General features: G+C 68.3%; 14 protein-coding genes, 1 tRNA gene and 2 pseudogenes. 9 read left to right on the top strand and 8 right to left on the bottom strand.

Annotation, left to right across the window (positions count from 1 at the left end):
• Positions 1 to 245 precede the first annotated feature (245 nt).
• The gene (locus SALMUC_RS23965; protein WP_020041544.1) at positions 246 to 719 is read left to right on the top strand and encodes an Lrp/AsnC family transcriptional regulator; all 474 of its coding nucleotides are present in this window, start codon (positions 246 to 248) and stop codon (positions 717 to 719) included.
• A 20-nt stretch (positions 720 to 739) separates the two neighbouring features.
• Here the strand turns inward: SALMUC_RS23965 and SALMUC_RS31355 are convergent.
• From SALMUC_RS31355 to SALMUC_RS23990, 5 genes and pseudogenes are all read right to left on the bottom strand, one after another.
• Positions 740 to 2,199: pseudogene (locus SALMUC_RS31355) on the bottom strand (aconitase family protein).
• A complete protein-coding gene (locus tag SALMUC_RS23975) occupies positions 2,147 to 2,653 on the bottom strand; it encodes a TRAP transporter small permease (RefSeq protein ID WP_020041547.1) in 507 nt (168 codons plus the stop codon). The pseudogene SALMUC_RS31355 and the gene SALMUC_RS23975 overlap by 53 nt, the downstream one beginning before the upstream one ends.
• Positions 2,654 to 2,729: 76 nt before the next feature.
• The gene (locus tag SALMUC_RS23980) at positions 2,730 to 3,767 is read right to left on the bottom strand and encodes a TRAP transporter substrate-binding protein (RefSeq protein WP_020041548.1); all 1,038 of its coding nucleotides are present in this window, start codon (positions 3,765 to 3,767) and stop codon (positions 2,730 to 2,732) included.
• 34 nt (positions 3,768 to 3,801) lie between these two features.
• Complete coding sequence (locus tag SALMUC_RS23985; RefSeq protein WP_020041549.1) at positions 3,802 to 5,097, bottom strand: TRAP transporter large permease; 1,296 nt, start codon at positions 5,095 to 5,097, stop codon at positions 3,802 to 3,804.
• 103 nt (positions 5,098 to 5,200) lie between these two features.
• Complete coding sequence (locus tag SALMUC_RS23990) at positions 5,201 to 6,391, bottom strand: CaiB/BaiF CoA transferase family protein (protein ID WP_020041550.1); 1,191 nt, start codon at positions 6,389 to 6,391, stop codon at positions 5,201 to 5,203.
• 339 nt (positions 6,392 to 6,730) lie between these two features.
• Between SALMUC_RS23990 and SALMUC_RS23995 the strand changes: the two genes are divergently transcribed.
• From SALMUC_RS23995 to SALMUC_RS24015, 5 genes are all read left to right on the top strand, one after another.
• On the top strand, positions 6,731 to 7,687 hold the full coding sequence (locus SALMUC_RS23995; protein WP_020041551.1) for an MYG1 family protein: 957 nt from the start codon (positions 6,731 to 6,733) through the stop codon (positions 7,685 to 7,687).
• 410 nt (positions 7,688 to 8,097) lie between these two features.
• The gene (locus SALMUC_RS24000) at positions 8,098 to 9,117 is read left to right on the top strand and encodes a TRAP transporter substrate-binding protein (protein ID WP_020041552.1); all 1,020 of its coding nucleotides are present in this window, start codon (positions 8,098 to 8,100) and stop codon (positions 9,115 to 9,117) included.
• 85 nt (positions 9,118 to 9,202) lie between these two features.
• Positions 9,203 to 10,168, top strand: a complete 966-nt coding sequence (denD, locus tag SALMUC_RS24005) for a D-erythronate dehydrogenase (RefSeq protein WP_020041553.1) — start codon at positions 9,203 to 9,205, stop codon at positions 10,166 to 10,168.
• A 9-nt stretch (positions 10,169 to 10,177) separates the two neighbouring features.
• Positions 10,178 to 10,936, top strand: coding sequence for a FadR/GntR family transcriptional regulator (locus SALMUC_RS24010; RefSeq protein ID WP_020041554.1), 759 nt, complete (start codon positions 10,178 to 10,180; stop codon positions 10,934 to 10,936).
• A 477-nt stretch (positions 10,937 to 11,413) separates the two neighbouring features.
• The gene (locus SALMUC_RS24015) at positions 11,414 to 12,376 is read left to right on the top strand and encodes a transglutaminase-like domain-containing protein (RefSeq protein WP_021120917.1); all 963 of its coding nucleotides are present in this window, start codon (positions 11,414 to 11,416) and stop codon (positions 12,374 to 12,376) included.
• 322 nt (positions 12,377 to 12,698) lie between these two features.
• On the opposite strand, the pseudogene SALMUC_RS24020 reads toward SALMUC_RS24015, so the two are convergent.
• A pseudogene (locus tag SALMUC_RS24020) lies at positions 12,699 to 13,532 on the bottom strand (aldo/keto reductase).
• A gap of 93 nt (positions 13,533 to 13,625) precedes the next feature.
• On the opposite strand from SALMUC_RS24020, the gene SALMUC_RS30715 reads away from it, so the two are divergent.
• A complete protein-coding gene (locus SALMUC_RS30715; protein ID WP_021120918.1) occupies positions 13,626 to 14,006 on the top strand; it encodes a LysR family transcriptional regulator in 381 nt (126 codons plus the stop codon).
• Positions 14,003 to 14,512: a LysR substrate-binding domain-containing protein gene (locus SALMUC_RS30720; protein ID WP_021120919.1), complete on the top strand. Its 510-nt coding sequence runs from the start codon at positions 14,003 to 14,005 to the stop codon at positions 14,510 to 14,512. Before SALMUC_RS30715 ends, SALMUC_RS30720 begins: the two co-directional genes overlap by 4 nt.
• A gap of 402 nt (positions 14,513 to 14,914) precedes the next feature.
• On the opposite strand, the gene SALMUC_RS24030 is transcribed toward SALMUC_RS30720, so the two are convergent.
• Both SALMUC_RS24030 and SALMUC_RS24035 read right to left on the bottom strand, forming a co-directional pair.
• Positions 14,915 to 14,989, bottom strand: a tRNA-Asn gene (locus SALMUC_RS24030).
• Between the two features lie 80 nt (positions 14,990 to 15,069).
• On the bottom strand, positions 15,070 to 15,984 hold the full coding sequence (locus SALMUC_RS24035) for an MBL fold metallo-hydrolase (protein WP_020041558.1): 915 nt from the start codon (positions 15,982 to 15,984) through the stop codon (positions 15,070 to 15,072).
• A gap of 54 nt (positions 15,985 to 16,038) precedes the next feature.
• Between SALMUC_RS24035 and SALMUC_RS24040 the strand changes: the two genes are divergently transcribed.
• Positions 16,039 to 17,319 carry an ATP-binding protein gene (locus SALMUC_RS24040; protein ID WP_020041559.1) on the top strand — a complete coding sequence of 427 codons (1,281 nt, stop codon included), beginning with the start codon at positions 16,039 to 16,041 and terminating at the stop codon, positions 17,317 to 17,319.
• Positions 17,320 to 17,420: the final 101 nt, after the last annotated feature.

Genomic DNA, 17,420 nt, shown 5'->3' on the forward strand with positions numbered 1-17,420 from the left:
CCCCGGCATGTCGCCGCTCTCTGCAAATCGCGGAGGGCGGCGATGTCCCGGGGGTCTTCATGTCCGCGCATCAGAGGCGCCGGGCGGCGCGCCCATTGACGGCGCTGATCGCCGGTTGGGGTGGACGCGTCCGGGGAGCGCGGCAGCCCCCCTGGTCTGCGCGGCGCACGCAGGAAGATTGCGGGGCCCGCCGCCCGGTGTCAGAGTGGCAGTTCTTCATCTGCCCTGGAGGTCCGCCGGTCCACATGGTTCAACTCGATTCCATCGATCTGAAAATCCTCAAGGCCTTGCAGGATGATGCGGAGATATCGAATGTCGATCTCGCGGATCGGATCGGGCTTTCCCCTTCGCCGTGCCTGCGCCGCGTGCGCATCCTCGAGGATGCGGGGGTCATCAAGAAGCGCGTCACCCTGGTGGACGCCGCCGTGCTGGGGCTGAACGTCTCGGTCTTCGTCTCGGTGCAGCTGGAAAAGCAGTCCAAGGAACGCCTGATGGAGTTCGAGAGGGAGGTCAGGGAGCGGCCGGAAGTGGTCGAATGCTACCTGATGACCGGGGAGAGCGATTACCTGCTGCGGGTGGTCGTGCCCGATCTTGCCACCTACGAGCGCTTCCTGAAGGAAAGCCTGACCCTGATCCCCGGCGTTGCGAACATCCGCTCGAGCTTTGCCCTGCAACAGGTGAGCTACACCACGGCGCTGCCGCTCGATCACCTGATGTAGAGGCGCCCTCGGACGTAGGCTCAGGCCGCGCGGTCCCGCGGCACGTTGCGCAGGTGGCTGCCGACAACGCCGCCGGGCAGGGCGGCGATCCGGTCGCCCACGGCGAGGAGCCTGTCCATGTCGATGCCCGTGTCGAGCCCGCCCTCGTTGAAGGCAAAGACGAGATCCTCGGTCGCGGTGTTGCCGGTTGCCCCCCGGCGCGAAGGGGCAGCCGCCGAGGCCTTGTCGCGGTCGCGGATCCAGTTGATCACGCCGCCGGCCATCAGGATGTCCAGCTGCAGCGGGCTCAGGTCGTGGCGCAGGGTCAAGGTGCGGGGCCCGACCTCGGCACGCACCTCGGGCCGCTCGGACATCCGGGTGCGCAGATCGCGGATGCGGATCGTGTCGCCGCGGCCGATCTTCTTGCGGTCGGCCGGATCGGCGAAGGTCAGCGTCTCGAGCACCTGCCGCGACGATGGATTGATGTCGAGCGAGGCATCCTCGGCGATCTGCCGGCCGGCGACGATATCCGCCACCATGGCGAAATCGCGGTAGCCCGGATTGGCCGAGGAGCCGATGTCGCTCTGCCAGCAGGGCTTGCCCGCGATCTCGGTGACAGGCACCACGTTGCCCGGCGAGGACGGCGTCGCGATCGGCGGTTCGAGCGTCGAGAGGTCGACCGTGTCGTGCAGGTCGTAGTCGCAGCCGGGGTCGGCCGAAAGCGGGGTGAAGGCCTCTCCGCGGCCGCGGGCTTCGAGGAACCGACGCACCGCCTCGTCGGACGGAAACACGGTGGTCGTCGCCCCCATTTCGGTGCCCATGTTCGCGATGACATGACGGTCCATGGCCGAGAGGCCTGCGAGCCCGGGCCGGTGAAATTCGAGGATGCAGTTCCTGGCCCCGGCCACTCCGTGGCGGGGCAAGGGCTCGAGGATGACGTCCTTGGCCGAAACCCGGTCGGGCAGGGTGCCGGTGACCTCGATCCCCCAGAGCCGGGCATCGGGATGCAGAGCGGCTCGCGCGTCATGGCAAGCGCCACCTCGATCCCGCCCGCGCCGATGGCGAGCATCCCCAGCGAGCCCGCCCCCGTCGTGTGGCTGTCCGAGCCCACGAGGCTCTGGCCCGGCACGCCGAAGCATTCCATGTGCACGGGATGCGAGATCCCGTTGCCGGGCCCGGAGTAGGTGATGTCGAACCTTGCGCACGCCGACTTCAGAAAGAGGTGGCTGTCGGCGTTGAGGTGGTCGGACTGCACGAGCCCGTGGTCGATGTATTGCACCGAAGGGTGCGTCCTGATCTGGCCGATGCCCATCGCCTCGAACTCGAGCATGACGAGCGTGCCGAGCATGTCCTGCAGCAGCGCCTGGTCCATCCCGAGCGCGATCTCCTCGCCGGGTGTCATGTCGCCCGAGATTAGCTTGGACGCGATCAGTTTGCGGGCGAGGTTCTCAGACATTCTGCAGATCCTCGCCATCCTCCTGGTCGCGGCCGGTGATGGCATCGAGGATGTTCAGCGCGAAGCGGATCGCCAGCAGGCCGAAGCCGAGGGGCAGCATGGCATAGGGATAGACCATCGGCGTGCCGAAGCTCGACGAGACCCGCTCGCCGTATTCCCAGGCCTGGTAGGCCATCAGGAAGCCGCGCCACGCCATGATCCCCGAGAAGACGACCCCGAAGGCGCCGATGATCATGCGGTTCACCCGCTGGGCGCCCCGTCCCATCATGTCGGAGAAAAAGGAAATCCGGATGTGGCTGTCGGTCCGCTGCACGTCGGCCGCCGTCATGACCGCGACGTAGACGATCAGGAAGGTGTTGACCTCGAGCGACCACGAGGTCGGTGCCGTGAAGAGGTAGCGCATGATCGCGTCGTAGCAGATCGTGATCACCATGAAGGCGAGAACGAATTGGCCGCCGACGCGGGTCAGCTTCTCGATACCGTCGATGATCCGTCGCATGAGCGCATCCTTCTGTCGCGTTGGTCGGTCGTGTCCGCAGGCGGGGCGGCAACCCCGCCTGCGGCCGTGGTCTGGATCAGGCCTCGTTGCCCATGGCGAGCGCGATGGCGCGTTCGCCGACCTCCGGGCCGACTTCCTCGATCCATGCCTCGTGCACGGACTGGGAGGCTTCCTGGAGCGTGGCGATGTCTTCCTCGGAGGGCTCGACGATCTCGAGGCCGGCCTCCTCGATCATGGGCCAGTACTCGTCCTTGTAGATCACGTCGTTCGAGTAGGCGGCGCCGTTTTCCTCGAACCAGGCGCCGGCCTCCTCGAAGGCGGCCTGTTCGTCTTCGCCCATGCTGTCCCAGCGCTGGGTCGTGGTGAACAGGCCGATGCCGTAGGCCGTCATCGGCAGCTTGTAGGCGACGTCGAGCTGCTCCTGCAGCGAGCGGCCGATGATCGTCGAGATGTTGGCGACCGCCGCGTCGACCGTGCCGCGCTGAAGCGCCAGGTAGAGTTCCGACGAGGGGATGCGCACGGCCCCGGCGCCGAAGCCCTCGATCAGCTTGGTGGCCTCGAAGCTCACCACGCGGACCTTCTTGCCGCCCACCTCGGCGATCGAGTGGATCGGGCCGGCGTCGGTCGACCAGATGTATTCCGGCTCGAGGATGTTGCCCATCATGGAGACCATGTAGAGGTCTTCCTTGGCCAGTTCCTCGTTCACGAGATCGAACAGCGGCGCGCCCTTCGCGATGCGACCCGGGTTCTCATAGAGGGCCTCGACGACGCCCGGCAGGCCGGTGATCCCGAGGATCGGGATCGAGCGGGTGACGTAGGAGGTCGTGTGGAACATGAAGTCGATCGTGCCGGCGCGCAGCGCGGGCAGCTGCTCGTCCGCCTTCAGCAGCTTGCCGCTGTCGTAGTAGTCGACATTGACCGCGTCCGAGGCGTTGAGCCGCTCGACGAAGCCGGCCGAGCCGTAGGACAGCGCCTTGTAGCTGGGCGGCAGATAGCTCACGCCGGTCAGCGTGGTTTGCGCGGCCGCCGGGCTGGCGAAGCCGCCGAGCCCCAGGGCGGTGCCGCCCATCAGCAGGCCTGAATTGGTCAGGAACGTGCGTCTTGTCTGGGTCATTTCGTTCTCCTCCTCTTGGTGAAACGACAGGTGGTCAGAGCAGTCCCGGCAGCCAGAGGCTGATCTCCGGGAACAGGATGAAGATCATCAGCATCACGAACTGGACGATGACGAAGGGCACGACGGAGCGGATGATCTCTTCGACCTCGAGCTGGGGGCAGACCCCCTTCAAGGCGTAGAGATTGAGCCCCACAGGCGGCGTCACCACCGCGATCTCGAGGTTCATCACCAGCACGATGCCGAACCACAGCGGGTCGTAGCCGAGGGTCGTGACGAGCGGCAGAAGGATCGGCGTCGTGACGACGATCAGCGACACGGCGTCGACGAGCATGCCCAGCAGCACTAGCGCGATCATGATCAGCGTCAGGATGGCCCAGGCGGGCAGGTCGGTCGCGGTCAGGGCCGCCGAGACGGTTTCGGGCACCCGGACGAGGTTCAGGTAATCGCCGAAGATCTTGGCCGAGCCGATGATCAGCATGATCGCGCCCGAGACCTTGATCGAGCTCTTGAAGATGTCGAGCGCGGTCTTCCAGTCGAGACAGCGGAAAATGACGGCGGCGATGAAGATCGCGCCCGCGGCGCCGAAGGCTGCCGCCTCTGAGGGGGTCGCGATGCCGGTGTAGATCGCGCCGAGAACGATGATGACCAGCAGCATGGCGTGCCAGATGTTCCCGAGCGACCGGATCTTCTCGGCCATGGCGGGCTTCGGGCCATCCATCGCCGGGGCCTGGTCGGGGTTCCTGAGCACGCGCAGGTAGATGTAGACCGACAGGGCGAGCGCCAGCGCGAAGCCGGGAAGGATGCCGCCGATGAAGAGGGCGCCAACGGAGACGCCCGAGACGGCGCCGTAGATGATGAAGGGCACCGAGGGCGGGATCAGCATCGCGAGCGCCCCCGAGGAGGCGACGGAGCCGGCCGCGAGCTTGCGCGAGTATCCGCGTTCGAGCATCTGCGGCACGGCGATGGAGCCGACCGCCGCGACGCCTGCGACCGACACGCCCGAGACCGCGCCGAAAATCGCCGAGGCTCCGACCGTGGCGATCGCGAGCCCGCCGCGCAGCCATTGCAGCCAGAGCGACGCCGCGTGGAACAGGTTTCGTCCCACCGGCGTTGCGCCCAGGACGTTGCCCATCAGGATGAAGAGTGGCAGGGCAATCAGCTCGAAGCTGTTGAGCTGACCGAAGAAGGACGTCGGCGCGAAGAAGAAGGCGATGGACCCGCGGGCCATCCAGAGGCCGAGGAGCCCGGAGGCGCCGAGTGCCAGGAAGATCGGAGCGCCGGCCCCGATGAGTCCGAGCAGGACCACCACAACGATAGTCGGTTCGATCATGGGGCCTGCCCCACGGTTTGTCCGTGCATGTCTGTTCTCCTCCCGTGCGAGCCGCGCGTGACGCGGAGCTCGGCTTTGATGTCCGGCCTGCCTTCGGCGCGGCCTAGATCACGCCCCGGTCGCGCAGCGCGCTTATCCTGTCGGCGTCGTAGTGCAGCACCGACGACAGGACGTCGTCGGTATCCTGGCCCAGCTCCGGCCCCAGCGCGCGGATCTCTCCCGGGCTCTCGGAGAGGCGCGGGAAGACGTTCTGCATGGCCAGCGTGCCGCGTTTCGGATCGGGCACCCGGACGATGCTCTGCCGTGCCTCGAAATGCGGGTCGTCGATCATGTCGGCGGCCGTGTAGGCGAGGCCCACTGGCACGCCCGCCTCGGCAAGGCGGTCGACGATCTCCTGCGCCGGCACGGTCCGCGTCCACTCCCCGACGCGGGCGTCCAGCTCCTCCTGGTTGCGGCCGCGGGCCTGGTGATCGGCGTAGCGCTCGTCCGTCGCCAGCTCGGGCGCGCCCATGACCTCGCAGAGCCGCGCGAAGACGGTGTCCTGGTTCGCGCCGATGATGACCTCCTTGCCGTCGGCGGTCGGATAGGCGTTGGACGGGGCGATGCCGGGCAGGGCGGAGCCGAAGCGCTCGCGTATGTGGCCGCCGGAGTCGTATTCGGCGACGAGCGCCTCGGTCAGCCCGAGGACCGCCTCGTAGATCGCGCTGTCGACGACCTGGCCCTTGCCGGTCGCGTGGCGGTGCTGGAGGGCCAGCAGCACTCCCATCGCCGCGTTGAAGCCCGCCATGCTGTCGCCGAGGCTGAGCCCGACCCGCACCGGCGGCCGGTCCGGGTAGCCCGACAGGTATCGCAGCCCGCCCGCGGCCTCGCAGACCGAGGCAAAGCCCGCCCGGTCGGAGTAGGGGCCGTCCTGCCCGTAGCCCGAGACGCGGGCCATGATCAGGCGCGGATTGACTTCGGACAGGGTGTCGAACCCGAGGTCCCAGCGCTCCATCGTGCCCGGACGGAAATTCTCGATCAGGACATCCGCCTCGCCCACGAGGTCCTTGAGGACCGCCTGGCCCTCTTCGGTGCGAAGGTCGAGCGTGATCGAGCGCTTGCCGCGCGCGATGACAGACCACCAGACGGGGTCGCCGTCAGCGTCGGGGCGGCCCCACTGCCGCATCGCGTCGCCCTTGCCGGGCGGTTCGACCTTGATCACCTCCGCGCCGAAGTCGGCCAGAATCTGCCCGCAGTACGGTCCGGCGATCAGCTGGCCGAGTTCGACAACACGGACGCCCGTCAGTGGCCCCATCACGAATTCTCCTCCCTGCCTCCCGAACAAATTATGTCAGCCTTTCAGAAGGCACATTCCAAACTTCGCCAAGTCAGTCGGCGATCTTGAACAATTGTTTCAAGAATTGGGCCGCTTTTGGCAGATCGCGCCTGGGTGAGCCTTGGCAGGGCCTTGCCGGGCAAGCAGGATTCCGGTCGGGCCGGCGGCCCGTGTCCGAGCGGGCTTTCCGGACGGCGGACGTCACGGGACCCCTCTGCGCCGCGGCCGCGTTCACCGCGCCCCTGATTTCGCACTGGGAAACCGGAGCAGGGCCTGACACTAGGGGGCGCAGACTTGCCAGACACCAGGACGACCCAGATGACCATCACCACGCTTGTCACTCACTCCGGCGGCTTTCATGCGGACGAGGTCCTGTCGACCGTCATCCTCACGCGCCTCTACCCGGAGGCGGAGGTGGTGCGCAGCCGCGCGCCCGAGTGGATCACGCCCGCCGAGGGCCGCGTGATCTATGACGTCGGCGGTGCCCATGACCCCGAGGCGGGAATCTTCGACCACCATCAGCGCGAAAGCCCGCTGCGCGAGGACGAGACGCCCTTCAGCTCCTTCGGGCTTGTCTGGACGCACTTCGGCATGGACTACCTGCGCAGCTTCGACATCCCCGAGGGCGACCTCGAGAAGATCCACGCCTCCTTCGACCGCAGCTTCGTGCTGCCCGTGGACCAGGTCGACAACGGCGTCGTGAGCGTCTCCGACGCGGGCCCGCTCGCCTCGCTGACGCTGCCCGGCCTGATCGAGACGCTGAAGCCGGTCTTCGATGACACCGACCCCGAGAGCGAGACCCGCGCCTTCCACGCGGCGGTCGGCATCGCGCGGCAGTTCGTCGAGGCGCGCGTGAACCGCAGCGCCGCCAAGCGCCGCGCCGAGGTCCTGGCCGCCGAGGCCGTTCGCGCCGCGGGCGACAGCCCGATTCTCGAGCTGCCGATGGGCATGCCCTTCCGCCCCGCCGTGGTCGAGGCCGGGGCCGATCACCTGCTCTTCGTGGTCACCCCGCGCGACGGCGGCGACTGGACGCTGGGCGGCATCCGCAAGCATGACGAGGGCTTCGAGCAGCGGGCCGATCTCCCGGCCGCCTGGGGCGGTCTCACCGACGCCGAGCTGGAAGAGGTCAGCGGCGTCAAGGGCGCCAAGTTCTGTCACAAGGCGCTTTTCATCGCCGCCGCCTCGAGCCGCGAGGCGATCATGAAGATGGCGGAGCTGGCGGTGGAAGAGGCGCGCTGCCGCGCGACCGAAGGCGGCAGCGCTACCGGCGCCTGAGCGACGCGACGAACGCCAAGGGGCAGCGACATGCTGCCCCCGGGCATTTGCGAAGGTTGTCTGCGCTTCTGCCCCGGCGGGTGTCCATCGACAGGCCGCAGCCGGGGTCAGCATCGCTTCGGGCGACAGCCCGTAGCGGTCCCGGTCGCGACGATCCAAAACCCGGGAAGCGCCCGGCGCGAGCGCTCCCCCGCGCAGTCCCAATGAAAATCACTGCCGCGAAAGGCGGGTGCCGCGCCCGGCGCCCGAGGATGCCGGCTGTGCTGCCGCGGCCGGAGAGCCGCGAGCCGGTGTCGGGGCGGGGCGGGGCAGGCCCCCAATGATCGCCCGATTGACGAATTGTCTGGCAATCGGACCTTTCGGCTGATAGCGCGGTCCGCGGAGGAAGTTCTGAAAATGGAGGAATCATGATGTCCAGAGCCCTTGCAGCCGTCCTGACCGGCTCCGTGCTGATCGCGGGTGCCGCGAGCGCGCAGACCACGCTGCGCATCCAGACGCACCAGTCGCCGGAGTCCACCTCGGGCAAGCTCGTCAAGCAGTTCGTCGAGCAGGTCGAAACCATGTCCGGCGGTTCGCTGGACATCGAGATGTTCTACAGCTCCGCCGTCGTCGCATCGGCCGAGACCTTCGGGGCCGCCGTGAACGGCATCCTCGACTGCGACATGACCAACGCGAGCTACCAGACCGGCATCAACCCGGCCTACCAGTTCGTCGCCGACACGATGGGCGGCTATGACACCCCGCTGCAGTATCTCAGCTGGATCTCCTACGGCGGCGGCCGCGAGGCGATCAACGAGCTCTACAACGACAGCGGCATGCAGTTCGTCGGCGCCTACCTCGGCGGGCAGGAGTCGCTCAACTCCTCCACGCCGCTGAACGGCATCGAGGATCTCGAGGGCTGGAAGTTCCGCTCGCCGCCGGGCATGGAGTCCGAGATCTTCGCCGAGCTGGGCGCGACGCCCGTGGTGATGGACTTCACCGAGATCTTCACCGCTCTGGAGACCGGCATCATCGACGGTGCCGACGCCTCGACGCTGGCCAACAACGTGGGCCTCGGCATCTACGACATCGTCAAGCACACCACGTTCCCCGGCTTCCACTCGATGAGCTCGGACCACCTGGCCTGCAACAAGGACGTCTGGGACGGTCTCGAGCCCGCGCAGCAGGAGATCCTGAAGACGGCGATGGACTCGCTGGCGATGAACCTCATGATGCGCACCCTCGTGGAGAACGGCGAGGCGCTGACGAAGCTTCCCGAGCTGGGCGTGACCTTCTACGACTGGTCGGCCGAGGATCGCGCCGCCTTCCGCGAGGCCGCCGTCAGCCGCTGGGACGTCTGGGCCGAGAAGACGCCCGAGGCGGGCGAGCTGGTGCAGAGCCACAAGGACTTCCTCGCGCGGATCGGCCTCGGCGGCTCGTCCGAGGAGTGATCCGTCCCGGGACCGCCCTCCGCGGCGGTCCCGTTTCCAGGACGCGAAAGACACCCAAGACACGCAAGAAAGGACACCCTTCACAATGAATGTCACGATCATCGGCGGTGGCGGCTTCATCGGCCAGAAGGTCGCGCGGAAACTGGCGGAGCAGGGCAGCCTGCGCGGTCAGCCCATCGACAGCCTGACGCTCGCGGACATCGCCGCGCCCGCTCCCGTGGACGGGCCGTTCCCGGTCGAGACAACCGCCTGCGACATCACCGACCGCGCCTCGGTCGACGCGCTGATCTCGGCCGACACCGACGTGATCTTCCACTTTGCCGCCGTCGTCTCGTCCCATGCCGAGGCCGAGTTCGAGACCGGCATGAAGGTCAACCTCGACGGCACGCTGAACGTGCTCGAACGCTGCCGTGCGCTCGGCACCTGCCCGGTGGTGGTCTTCACCTCCTCGCTTGCGATCTTCGGCGGCGAGGTGCCGGACCCGATCACCGACCACACGATCCCCAATCCGCAGACCTCCTACGGCATGCAGAAGGCCGTGGGCGAGCTGCTGCTCAACGATTACTCGCGCCGCGGCTTCGTCGACGGACGGGGCTTCCGCCTGCCGACGATCTCGGTCCGCCCGGGCAAGCCCAACCGCGCCGCCTCGAGCTTCATGTCCTCGATCATCCGCGAGCCGCTGAACGGCCAGGAGGCGATCTGCCCCGTGGACGAGAGCCAGGAGCATTTCTACCTCTCGCCGCGCCGCTGCGTGGAGAACCTGATCAAGGGCGCCGAGCTCGACGCCGCGGCCCTCGGCCAGCAGCGCTGCATGACCCTGCCGGGCCAGCGCCTGTCGATCCGGCAGATGATCGACGCGCTCACCGCCGTCGCCGGGCCCGAGCCCGCGAAGCTCATCAAGTGGGAGGACCAGCCCGAGATCGCGACGATCGTGCGCGGCTGGCGCTACGACTACCGCTTCGACAAGGCCTTGGCGCTGGGGCTCGTAGCCGATAACGGGTTCGAGGAGAATGTCCGTTTCTACATGGAAGACGATCTTCCGAACGCCTGAGGCACGCCGATGCTGAGCCCGATCGTCCAGACGCCGCGTTACCGGCTGGTGGCCGAGGAAATCGCCGCGCGCATCCGCGCCGGCGAGTTCCCGCCCGACACCAAGATGCCGGCGGACAAGGATCTCGTGGCCCAGCTCGGCGTCAGCCGCACCACCGTGCGCGAGGCGATGATCGCGCTGGAACTGATGGGCTACGTGGTGACCCGCTACGGTGCGGGCGCCTTCGTGGTCCGCGACCTGCCGCCGGCGCAGAGCGAGACGCCGGGTCTGCCGGGCTACTTCGAGCTGGTCGAGGCCCGCTTCGTGATCGAGCCCGAGATCGCGGCCACCGCCGCCGGCTCGATCACCCGCGAGGAGATCGCCCAGCTCGAAACCTGCGTCGCGGGGATGTGCGACACCAGCCTCAGCTTCGACCGGATCGAGGCGCATGACCGCGAGTTTCACCTCGTGGTCGCGCGTTCGACCGGCAACTCGGTCTTCGTCTCGGTGGTGACGGAGTTCTGGCGCGTGCGGCAGCGCTACCCTGAATGGACGCGGCTCAACAACCGCCAGAGCGCAGAGGACATCGCGCGCTTCTCGCGCGATGAACACATGGCCATCGTCGAGGGGCTGCTTGCCCGCGATGCCGAGGCCGCCCGCGCCGCCATGGCGCTGCACTGCCGCAACTCGGGCCGGCCGCTGCTCGAACGCTGGGAGCTGCTCGAGGGAGAGGGCGGCGGCGAGGATGTGCTGCAACGCCTGCGCCGCCGAACGGCCGCAAGCGGCTGACTTTCGCCATCCGCGCGGCGCCGATCGCCCGGATGGTGCGACCGTGTCCTGCGATGCGTCAGGCCACGGCGATCGCGGCAGCTCCGGCGTGGACGATCCTGACGTCATCGGTTCTCTGTCGGTCGCCTTGCCCGGACCGGGGGCGAAGCCGCGTGTCTCGGTGGCGCGCGAAGAGCTCCAGCCCGGCGCGTCGGCCAGCGCGGCAGGACCATGAAGACCTCTTCCATCTGCCTGTCGTCCGGTCGGGGCGGAGTCGTCACGGGGCAGGGTCAGCAAGCTTCGTGCCGATGGACACACTGCCAGCGGCCTTCCTGCGCGCGGCCGCGCAGGCCGACGCGGCGCCGAGCTTGGCGGGCCCAGACTTGCAATTTCCACCGCTGCCCTGTTTCCAAGGGCACGATCGGGTGTAATGAGGCGCCAGCCATGTCCGCCCCCGTTCCGCTGCCGTGGACGAGGGCCCCGATACGAGGATTGCCCATGACCCTGACACGACGTTCCGCCCTGAAACTCGGCGCCGCTGCCGTCGCCCTCGCCGGCGCGCCCCGGCTGGCGCAGGCCGCCTATGCGCCCCGGCCCGACGGCTGGCGGCGTTTCGAGCTGACGACCCGCGTGGCCGTCCCGCGCGACGGCAAGACCGTCGAGGTCTGGGTTCCGGTCCCCTCGGTGACCGAGGACGACTGGATGCGCGCGGGCGACACCGCGTGGCAGAGCGACGCCGAAGAGGTGACGCTGCGCACCGACGAGGCCTCGGGCGCGCGCTACGTCCACGCGGTCTGGCCCGAGGGCGAGGGCGAGGCGGTGATCCAGATCGTCTCGACCGCGGCCGCGCAGGACCGCTCCACCGATTTCGACGCCCCGGGCAATGCCGCGCCGCTGACGCCTGAAGAACGCGAGCGTTTCACCTCGGCCACAGAGCGCGGTCTGGGCGACATCGCCTCGATGCTGGAAATGGGCGACCTGACCGGCAAGTGCGCCGACCTCAACGCGCTCTACGTCGGGCTGGCGCGCGCGGCGGGCCTGCCGGCGCGCGACGTCTACGGCCTGCGCGTGGCGCCTTCGGCCTTCGGCTACAAGAGCCTCGGCGCCGGGTCCTCGAATGTGACCAAGGCGCAGCACTGCCGGGCCGAGGTCTACCTCGAGGATCACGGCTGGATCCCGGTCGATCCCGCCGACGTGCGCAAGGTCGTGCTGGAAGAGCCGCCGAAGACGCTGGAGCTTGGCGACCCCGAGGTGCACGACGTGCGCGAGGCGCTCTTCGGCGCCTGGGAGGGCAACTGGCTGGCCTACAACTTTGCCCACGACGTTTCGCTGCAGGGCATGGAACGGGACGAGATCCCGTTCCTGATGTACCCGATGGCGGAAGTCGGCGGAGAGGAACTGGACGAGCTCGACCCCGATAGCTTTGCCTACACGATCACGGCGCGCGAACTGAGCGTCTGACGCCCGCCGCCGGGCCTGCCCGGCTTTGGCTGACATCTCGAACCGGCCGGCGTCACGTGGAAGCGCCGTGACCCGCCCATGGTCGTAGCGGTCATGTCGTGAGGCGCGTGCAAAAATGTCCGCGGCCAGCGCGTCCTTGTCGGGACGCCCCCGCGGCACCTTGCGTCGGTTCCGGGCCTTTTTCCTTTAGGGCCTGGCGCGCGATCTGTGCCCTGCGACGTCCCGCTTCGCGGATGCGCTCGCGGATCATTGCCGGCGCATGTCCTGACCCGCGTGAGCGCAGGCGGCATGCGCCGCCTGGCTCGGCCTCAACTGTCCTGGGTCAGCCCACTTGCATGCCGCCGAAGAGCATGTCGCGCGGCAGGTCGAAAACGAAACAGGGGTTGAGCGCGGGGAGGGCGCTCACGGCGTTCAGACGCTCGCGCTGGTCGTCGGCGCTGGGCACAGTGGCGCCTTCGGACGCTGCGGCGAGCTTCTCACGCCCGTATTTGCCGGTCAGCAGACCACCCCCCAGCGGGCTCCACGGCATCATGCCAATGCCGAACTCCCGCGCCATGGGCATGATGTCCAGTTCCACACCGCGCTCCACCAGCGACCAGGCGTATTGCAGGCCGGTGGGTCCCGGCAGGCCGTGCGCGCGGGCCAGCGTGGCGACCTTGGCCACATACCAAGAGGGCGCGTTCGAGAAGCCGTAGTAGAGGATCTCGCCCCGCGCGACGGCATCGGCCAGCGTGCGAAGCACCTCTTCGGCGGGGGTCAGCTGGTCCCGGACATGCACCCCGTAGAGGTCGATCCGGTCCACGCCGAGCCGCTTCAGGGAGCCTTCGATGCCAAGCCGGATGTTGTATGCGCCGTTGCCCGCGTGCACCGGCGTGCCCTCGGAGCGGGAAAAGCCTGCCTTGGTCGAGACCACCAGGCGGTCGCGCATCCCGCTGTCCTTCAGGAACCGGCCGAGCATCTATTCGCTTTCGCCGCCGCTGTAGACGTCGGCGGTGTCGATCAGGTTGCCGCCCGCCTCGACATAGGTGTCGAAGATCGCGCGCGCGGTCGGCTCGTCCGTGCCCCAGCGGCCGGCGCCGAAGGTCATGGTGCCAAGCGCCAGCGGGCTGACGATCAGGCCCGAGCGGCCAAAGGGGCGGTATTCGGTCATCTGCATGGGTGTCTCCTTGTCGTTGATGTGACGACAGGAGGCTGCTTCCTTGAGGATTAGATGCTTCCCGTGCCATGAGCCTGCGAGGAATATTCAGCAATGGCGCGCATGCCGCTCAATGATCTTGGTGCCTTCGCCGCCGTGGCCCGCACGCGCAGCTTCACCGCTGCCGCTGCAGAACCGGGCGTGTCGCCCTCCGCGCTCAGCCACGCGATGCGCGGGCTGGAGGAGCGGCTCGGCGTTCGGCTGCTGGCGCGCTCCACCCGCTCCGTCGCACCGACCGAGGCGGGCGCGGCGCTGCTGGACCGGCTCACCCCGGCGCTGTCCGAGATCGACGAAGGCCTCGCGACTCTGGCCGCGTTTCGCGATGCGCCCGAGGGTATCGTGCGCATCACCACGTTCCACTGGATCGCCTCCACCTTCCTCGCGCCCGGCTTCCGGCCTTCCTCTCGACCCATCCCGGGATCACCGTGCAGGTGACGGTCGATGACAATCTGCAGGACATCGTGGCCGATGGATCCGACGCGGGCCTGCGGTTCGGCGACGACGTCGACAAGGACATGATCGCCGTTCGCGTCGGTCCACGCTTGCGGCACCTCGTGGTGGCGACACCGGCCTACTGGGATCATCACGGCCGTCCGACCCATCCCCGCGACCTGAAGGATCACATCTGCGTCGCCTACCACAACCTGTCGAGCGGCAGCATCAGTCCGTGGGAGTTCGAGAAGGACGGGCGCGAGCTACGGCAGCGAGTCGAGGGCGGGTTGATCTGCAACTCCGCCGATCTCGCGCTGGCCCTTGTTCGGGGCGGGGAAAGCGTGAGCCTGCATATGGAGGAGGACGTGGCCGGTGACCTTGCCTCGGGCCGGCTGGCGGCCGTGCTAGAAGACTGGAGTCCGGCCTTTGAGGGAGTCACCCTCTACCACCCTAGCCGCCGGCAGAGCCCACTCGCGTTGCGGGCGCTGATCGATTTCCTGAAGCGATAGTCTCCCAGGAATATTTGCGAGTAGGGGCCGATCGGATGGGAGGCCATTGCCCGGCCCGTCTATTTCTTTTGGCTTTGGCCCAGGAAAAGATGGTCGCCGTCGCTCGAGGTGTTATTCGCCGCGAAGAGGGCGCCGCTGTGGACACTTTCCCGGTGTCATGGTGGCACGGTCACGACAATCTTTTTGCACCAGTTTCGCTGTTTGTTGCAGCTTCGGCTATGAGGTGCGGCGGAACGTGCGGCCTGCCGCTATCAGCTGGTCCGGAACGGGTTATAGGTCATCTGGGAGCCCCTGGCCGTGCATCGGTTCGGGCATGCGATTGTACTCCAGAAGGTGCACGTGCACGCGTGGCTCTGACTCCGGTCGGGGCTCACCCAATGAAATCATCCACTTAGGTGCTTTTGGCTCCGGCGGTAGGGATCGAACCTACGACCAATTGATTAACAGTCAACTGCTCTACCGCTGAGCTACGCCGGAACACGGGGCGTCGTATAGCAACAGGCTCCAGCCCCGTCCAGAGCCTTTTCCAAGGTTTTTCCGGATTTCCGAGATTTCTCTCAAAGACCTGAAAAAACGGCGTTTTCGGCAAGCTCTCCCACCGGGCGCGCCAGGCCGCGCGCGGTCAAGTCGATCAGGTGGGCCAGCACGTTGCGGGCTGCCGCAGGGTGAAGCGCGGCCGGAATGTCGGCGTAGATCCGACTCGCGAGGGCGCTGGCCGTTGCCGGACCCTCATCCAGAGCCGCGCGGATCTCGGCCTCGCGCGAGCGGCGGTGGGCAAGCAGGGCATCGAGCCGGGCGGCCGGGTCGGCGACCGGGGCGCCGTGACCGGGATGCATCACGCGCCAAGGCCGGGCGCGCAGGCGGTCCAGAGAGGCCATGAAGGCCGTCAGGTCGCCGTCGGGCGGCGAGACCAGCGAGGTCGACCAGCCCATCACGAGATCGCCCGTGAAGAGCGTATCGCCCCAGGCCAGCGCCAGGTGGTTGCCGAAATGCCCCGGCGTGTGGATCGCCTCGAGTTGCCAGTCGGCGCCTTCCAGCACCGCGCCGTCCTCCATCCGCTCGTCCGGCGCAAAGCCCGCGTCCACGCCCTCGCCGCCGCCGATGGCGCCGCCGCGGGCCAGGGCCTCCATCACCGGGCTGCGGCCGGCGCGGGCGTCGCCGAAGGCCAGCACCGGGGCGCCGGTCACCGCCGCCAGCGCCGGCGCCAGGGCGGAATGGTCTCGGTGGGCATGGGTCACGACGATATGCGTCACCCGGGCGCCAGGGTGCAGCGCGGCGCGGATCGCATCGAGATGGCTCGAGTCGTCGGGGCCGGGGTCGATCACCGCGACGCCGCGGGTGCCCAGCAGGTAGGTATTGGTCCCGCGCAGCGTCATGGGCGAGGGGTTGGGCGCCACGATGCGGCGCAGTCCGGGGGCCAGCGTCTCGGGCCGGCCGGGAACAGGGTGGAAATCGGGTTGCGGATCCTGCATCGGCCGGCCTCTTTCGCGATGGCGGCGCGGGAGCGCCCCCGCTAGGGTTAGCGCATGATGTTCCAGTGGCTCAAACGCTATATGCCGCGCGGCCTCTACGGGCGGGCGGCGCTGATCCTCGTGCTGCCCGTCGTGACGCTGCAGCTCGTCGTCTCTGTGGTCTTCATCCAGCGCCACTTCGAGGGGGTGAGCGCGCAGATGACCCGCGATATCTCGCGCGAGATCAACCTGTCGCTCGAGGACCCCTCGGCGGCGGCTCCGCTCGAGCTCGAGCTGCGCGAGGTGCCGGTGGGAGAGATGCCGGAGGCCGACCTGCGGCGGTGGTACGATTTCTCGGGGCTGGTGGTCATGGACCGGCTGCGCCGCTTCGTGCCGGGGCTCGAGCGCGTGCTGCTGCCGGACGACTACGACGTCATCGCCTACGTCCGGCGGGGCGATACGGTGACCGAGGTGACCTGGGCGCGCCAGCGCGTCTCGGCCTCGAATCCGCACCAGTTGCTGGTGAACATGGTCGTCTTCGGCGTGCTCATGACGGTGATCGCCTTCCTCTACCTGCGCAACCAGCTGCGGCCGATCACCCGGCTGGCGGAGGCGGCCGAAGCCTTCGGCCGCGGACGGCACATGCCCTATTCGCCCTCGGGCGCGGTCGAGGTGCGCGCGGCGGGCCATGCCTTTCTCGACATGCGCAACCGGATCGAGCGGCAGATCGAGCAGCGCACGATGATGCTCTCGGGCGTGAGCCACGACCTTCGCACGCCGCTCACGCGGCTGCGCCTGGGGCTCTCGATGCTCGACGACGAGGACCGCCTGCCGCTGGAGCGCGACGTCGAGGACATGCAGGAGCTCATCGACGCCTTCCTCGAGTTCGCGCGCGACAACAGCCAGGAGGGCGAGGTCGAGCCGGTGGACCCGGTGGCGCTGGTGGAGCAGATCGTGGGCGATGCCGGGCGCGCGGGCCGGCCGGTGACGCTTCGCTCGGTCGAAGGCGAGGGCGAGGTCATGCTGCGGCCGCGCGCCATCCGCCGCGCGCTGGAGAACCTCATCGGCAACGGTGCGCGCTACGGCACGCAATGCGAGGTCTCGGTGACGCTCTCGGACAAGAGTTTGCGCCTGCGGGTCGAGGACGACGGACCCGGCATCCCGCCCGACCGGCGCGAGGAGGCGCTGCGCCCCTTCGTGCGGCTGGACCCGGCGCGCAACCAGGACAAGGGCACCGGCGTGGGGCTGGGGCTGGCCATCGCCGCCGACATCGCGCGGGCGCATGGCGGCGTGCTGCGGCTGGGCGAGAGCCAGCGGCTGGGCGGGCTGCGCGCGGACATCGTGATCGCGCGGTGATCCGAGGGCCGAGGTCCGGGCGCGCAATGACCGGCACGGTGACCGCAGCCCGGGCCATCGCGGTTGTCGCTTTCAGCTCTCAGGTGGTTCCGGCCCGGTGG

It is taken from the genome of Salipiger mucosus DSM 16094, assembly GCF_000442255.1.
In the GTDB taxonomy this organism is placed as follows: domain Bacteria; phylum Pseudomonadota; class Alphaproteobacteria; order Rhodobacterales; family Rhodobacteraceae; genus Salipiger; species Salipiger mucosus.

Coding starts and splice junctions, on each gene's coding strand:
- SALMUC_RS23980 (WP_020041548.1), bottom strand. CDS start 3,767: ATGACCCAGACAAGACGCACGTTCCTGACCAATTCAGGCCTGCTGATG.
- SALMUC_RS23965 (WP_020041544.1), top strand. CDS start 246: ATGGTTCAACTCGATTCCATCGATCTGAAAATCCTCAAGGCCTTGCAG.
- SALMUC_RS24015 (WP_021120917.1), top strand. CDS start 11,414: ATGACCCTGACACGACGTTCCGCCCTGAAACTCGGCGCCGCTGCCGTC.
- SALMUC_RS23975 (WP_020041547.1), bottom strand. CDS start 2,653: ATGCGACGGATCATCGACGGTATCGAGAAGCTGACCCGCGTCGGCGGC.
- SALMUC_RS24010 (WP_020041554.1), top strand. CDS start 10,178: ATGCTGAGCCCGATCGTCCAGACGCCGCGTTACCGGCTGGTGGCCGAG.
- denD (WP_020041553.1), top strand. CDS start 9,203: ATGAATGTCACGATCATCGGCGGTGGCGGCTTCATCGGCCAGAAGGTC.
- SALMUC_RS23995 (WP_020041551.1), top strand. CDS start 6,731: ATGACCATCACCACGCTTGTCACTCACTCCGGCGGCTTTCATGCGGAC.
- SALMUC_RS23985 (WP_020041549.1), bottom strand. CDS start 5,097: ATGATCGAACCGACTATCGTTGTGGTGGTCCTGCTCGGACTCATCGGG.
- SALMUC_RS30715 (WP_021120918.1), top strand. CDS start 13,626: ATGGCGCGCATGCCGCTCAATGATCTTGGTGCCTTCGCCGCCGTGGCC.
- SALMUC_RS23990 (WP_020041550.1), bottom strand. CDS start 6,391: ATGGGGCCACTGACGGGCGTCCGTGTTGTCGAACTCGGCCAGCTGATC.
- SALMUC_RS24035 (WP_020041558.1), bottom strand. CDS start 15,984: ATGCAGGATCCGCAACCCGATTTCCACCCTGTTCCCGGCCGGCCCGAG.
- SALMUC_RS24000 (WP_020041552.1), top strand. CDS start 8,098: ATGTCCAGAGCCCTTGCAGCCGTCCTGACCGGCTCCGTGCTGATCGCG.
- SALMUC_RS24040 (WP_020041559.1), top strand. CDS start 16,039: ATGATGTTCCAGTGGCTCAAACGCTATATGCCGCGCGGCCTCTACGGG.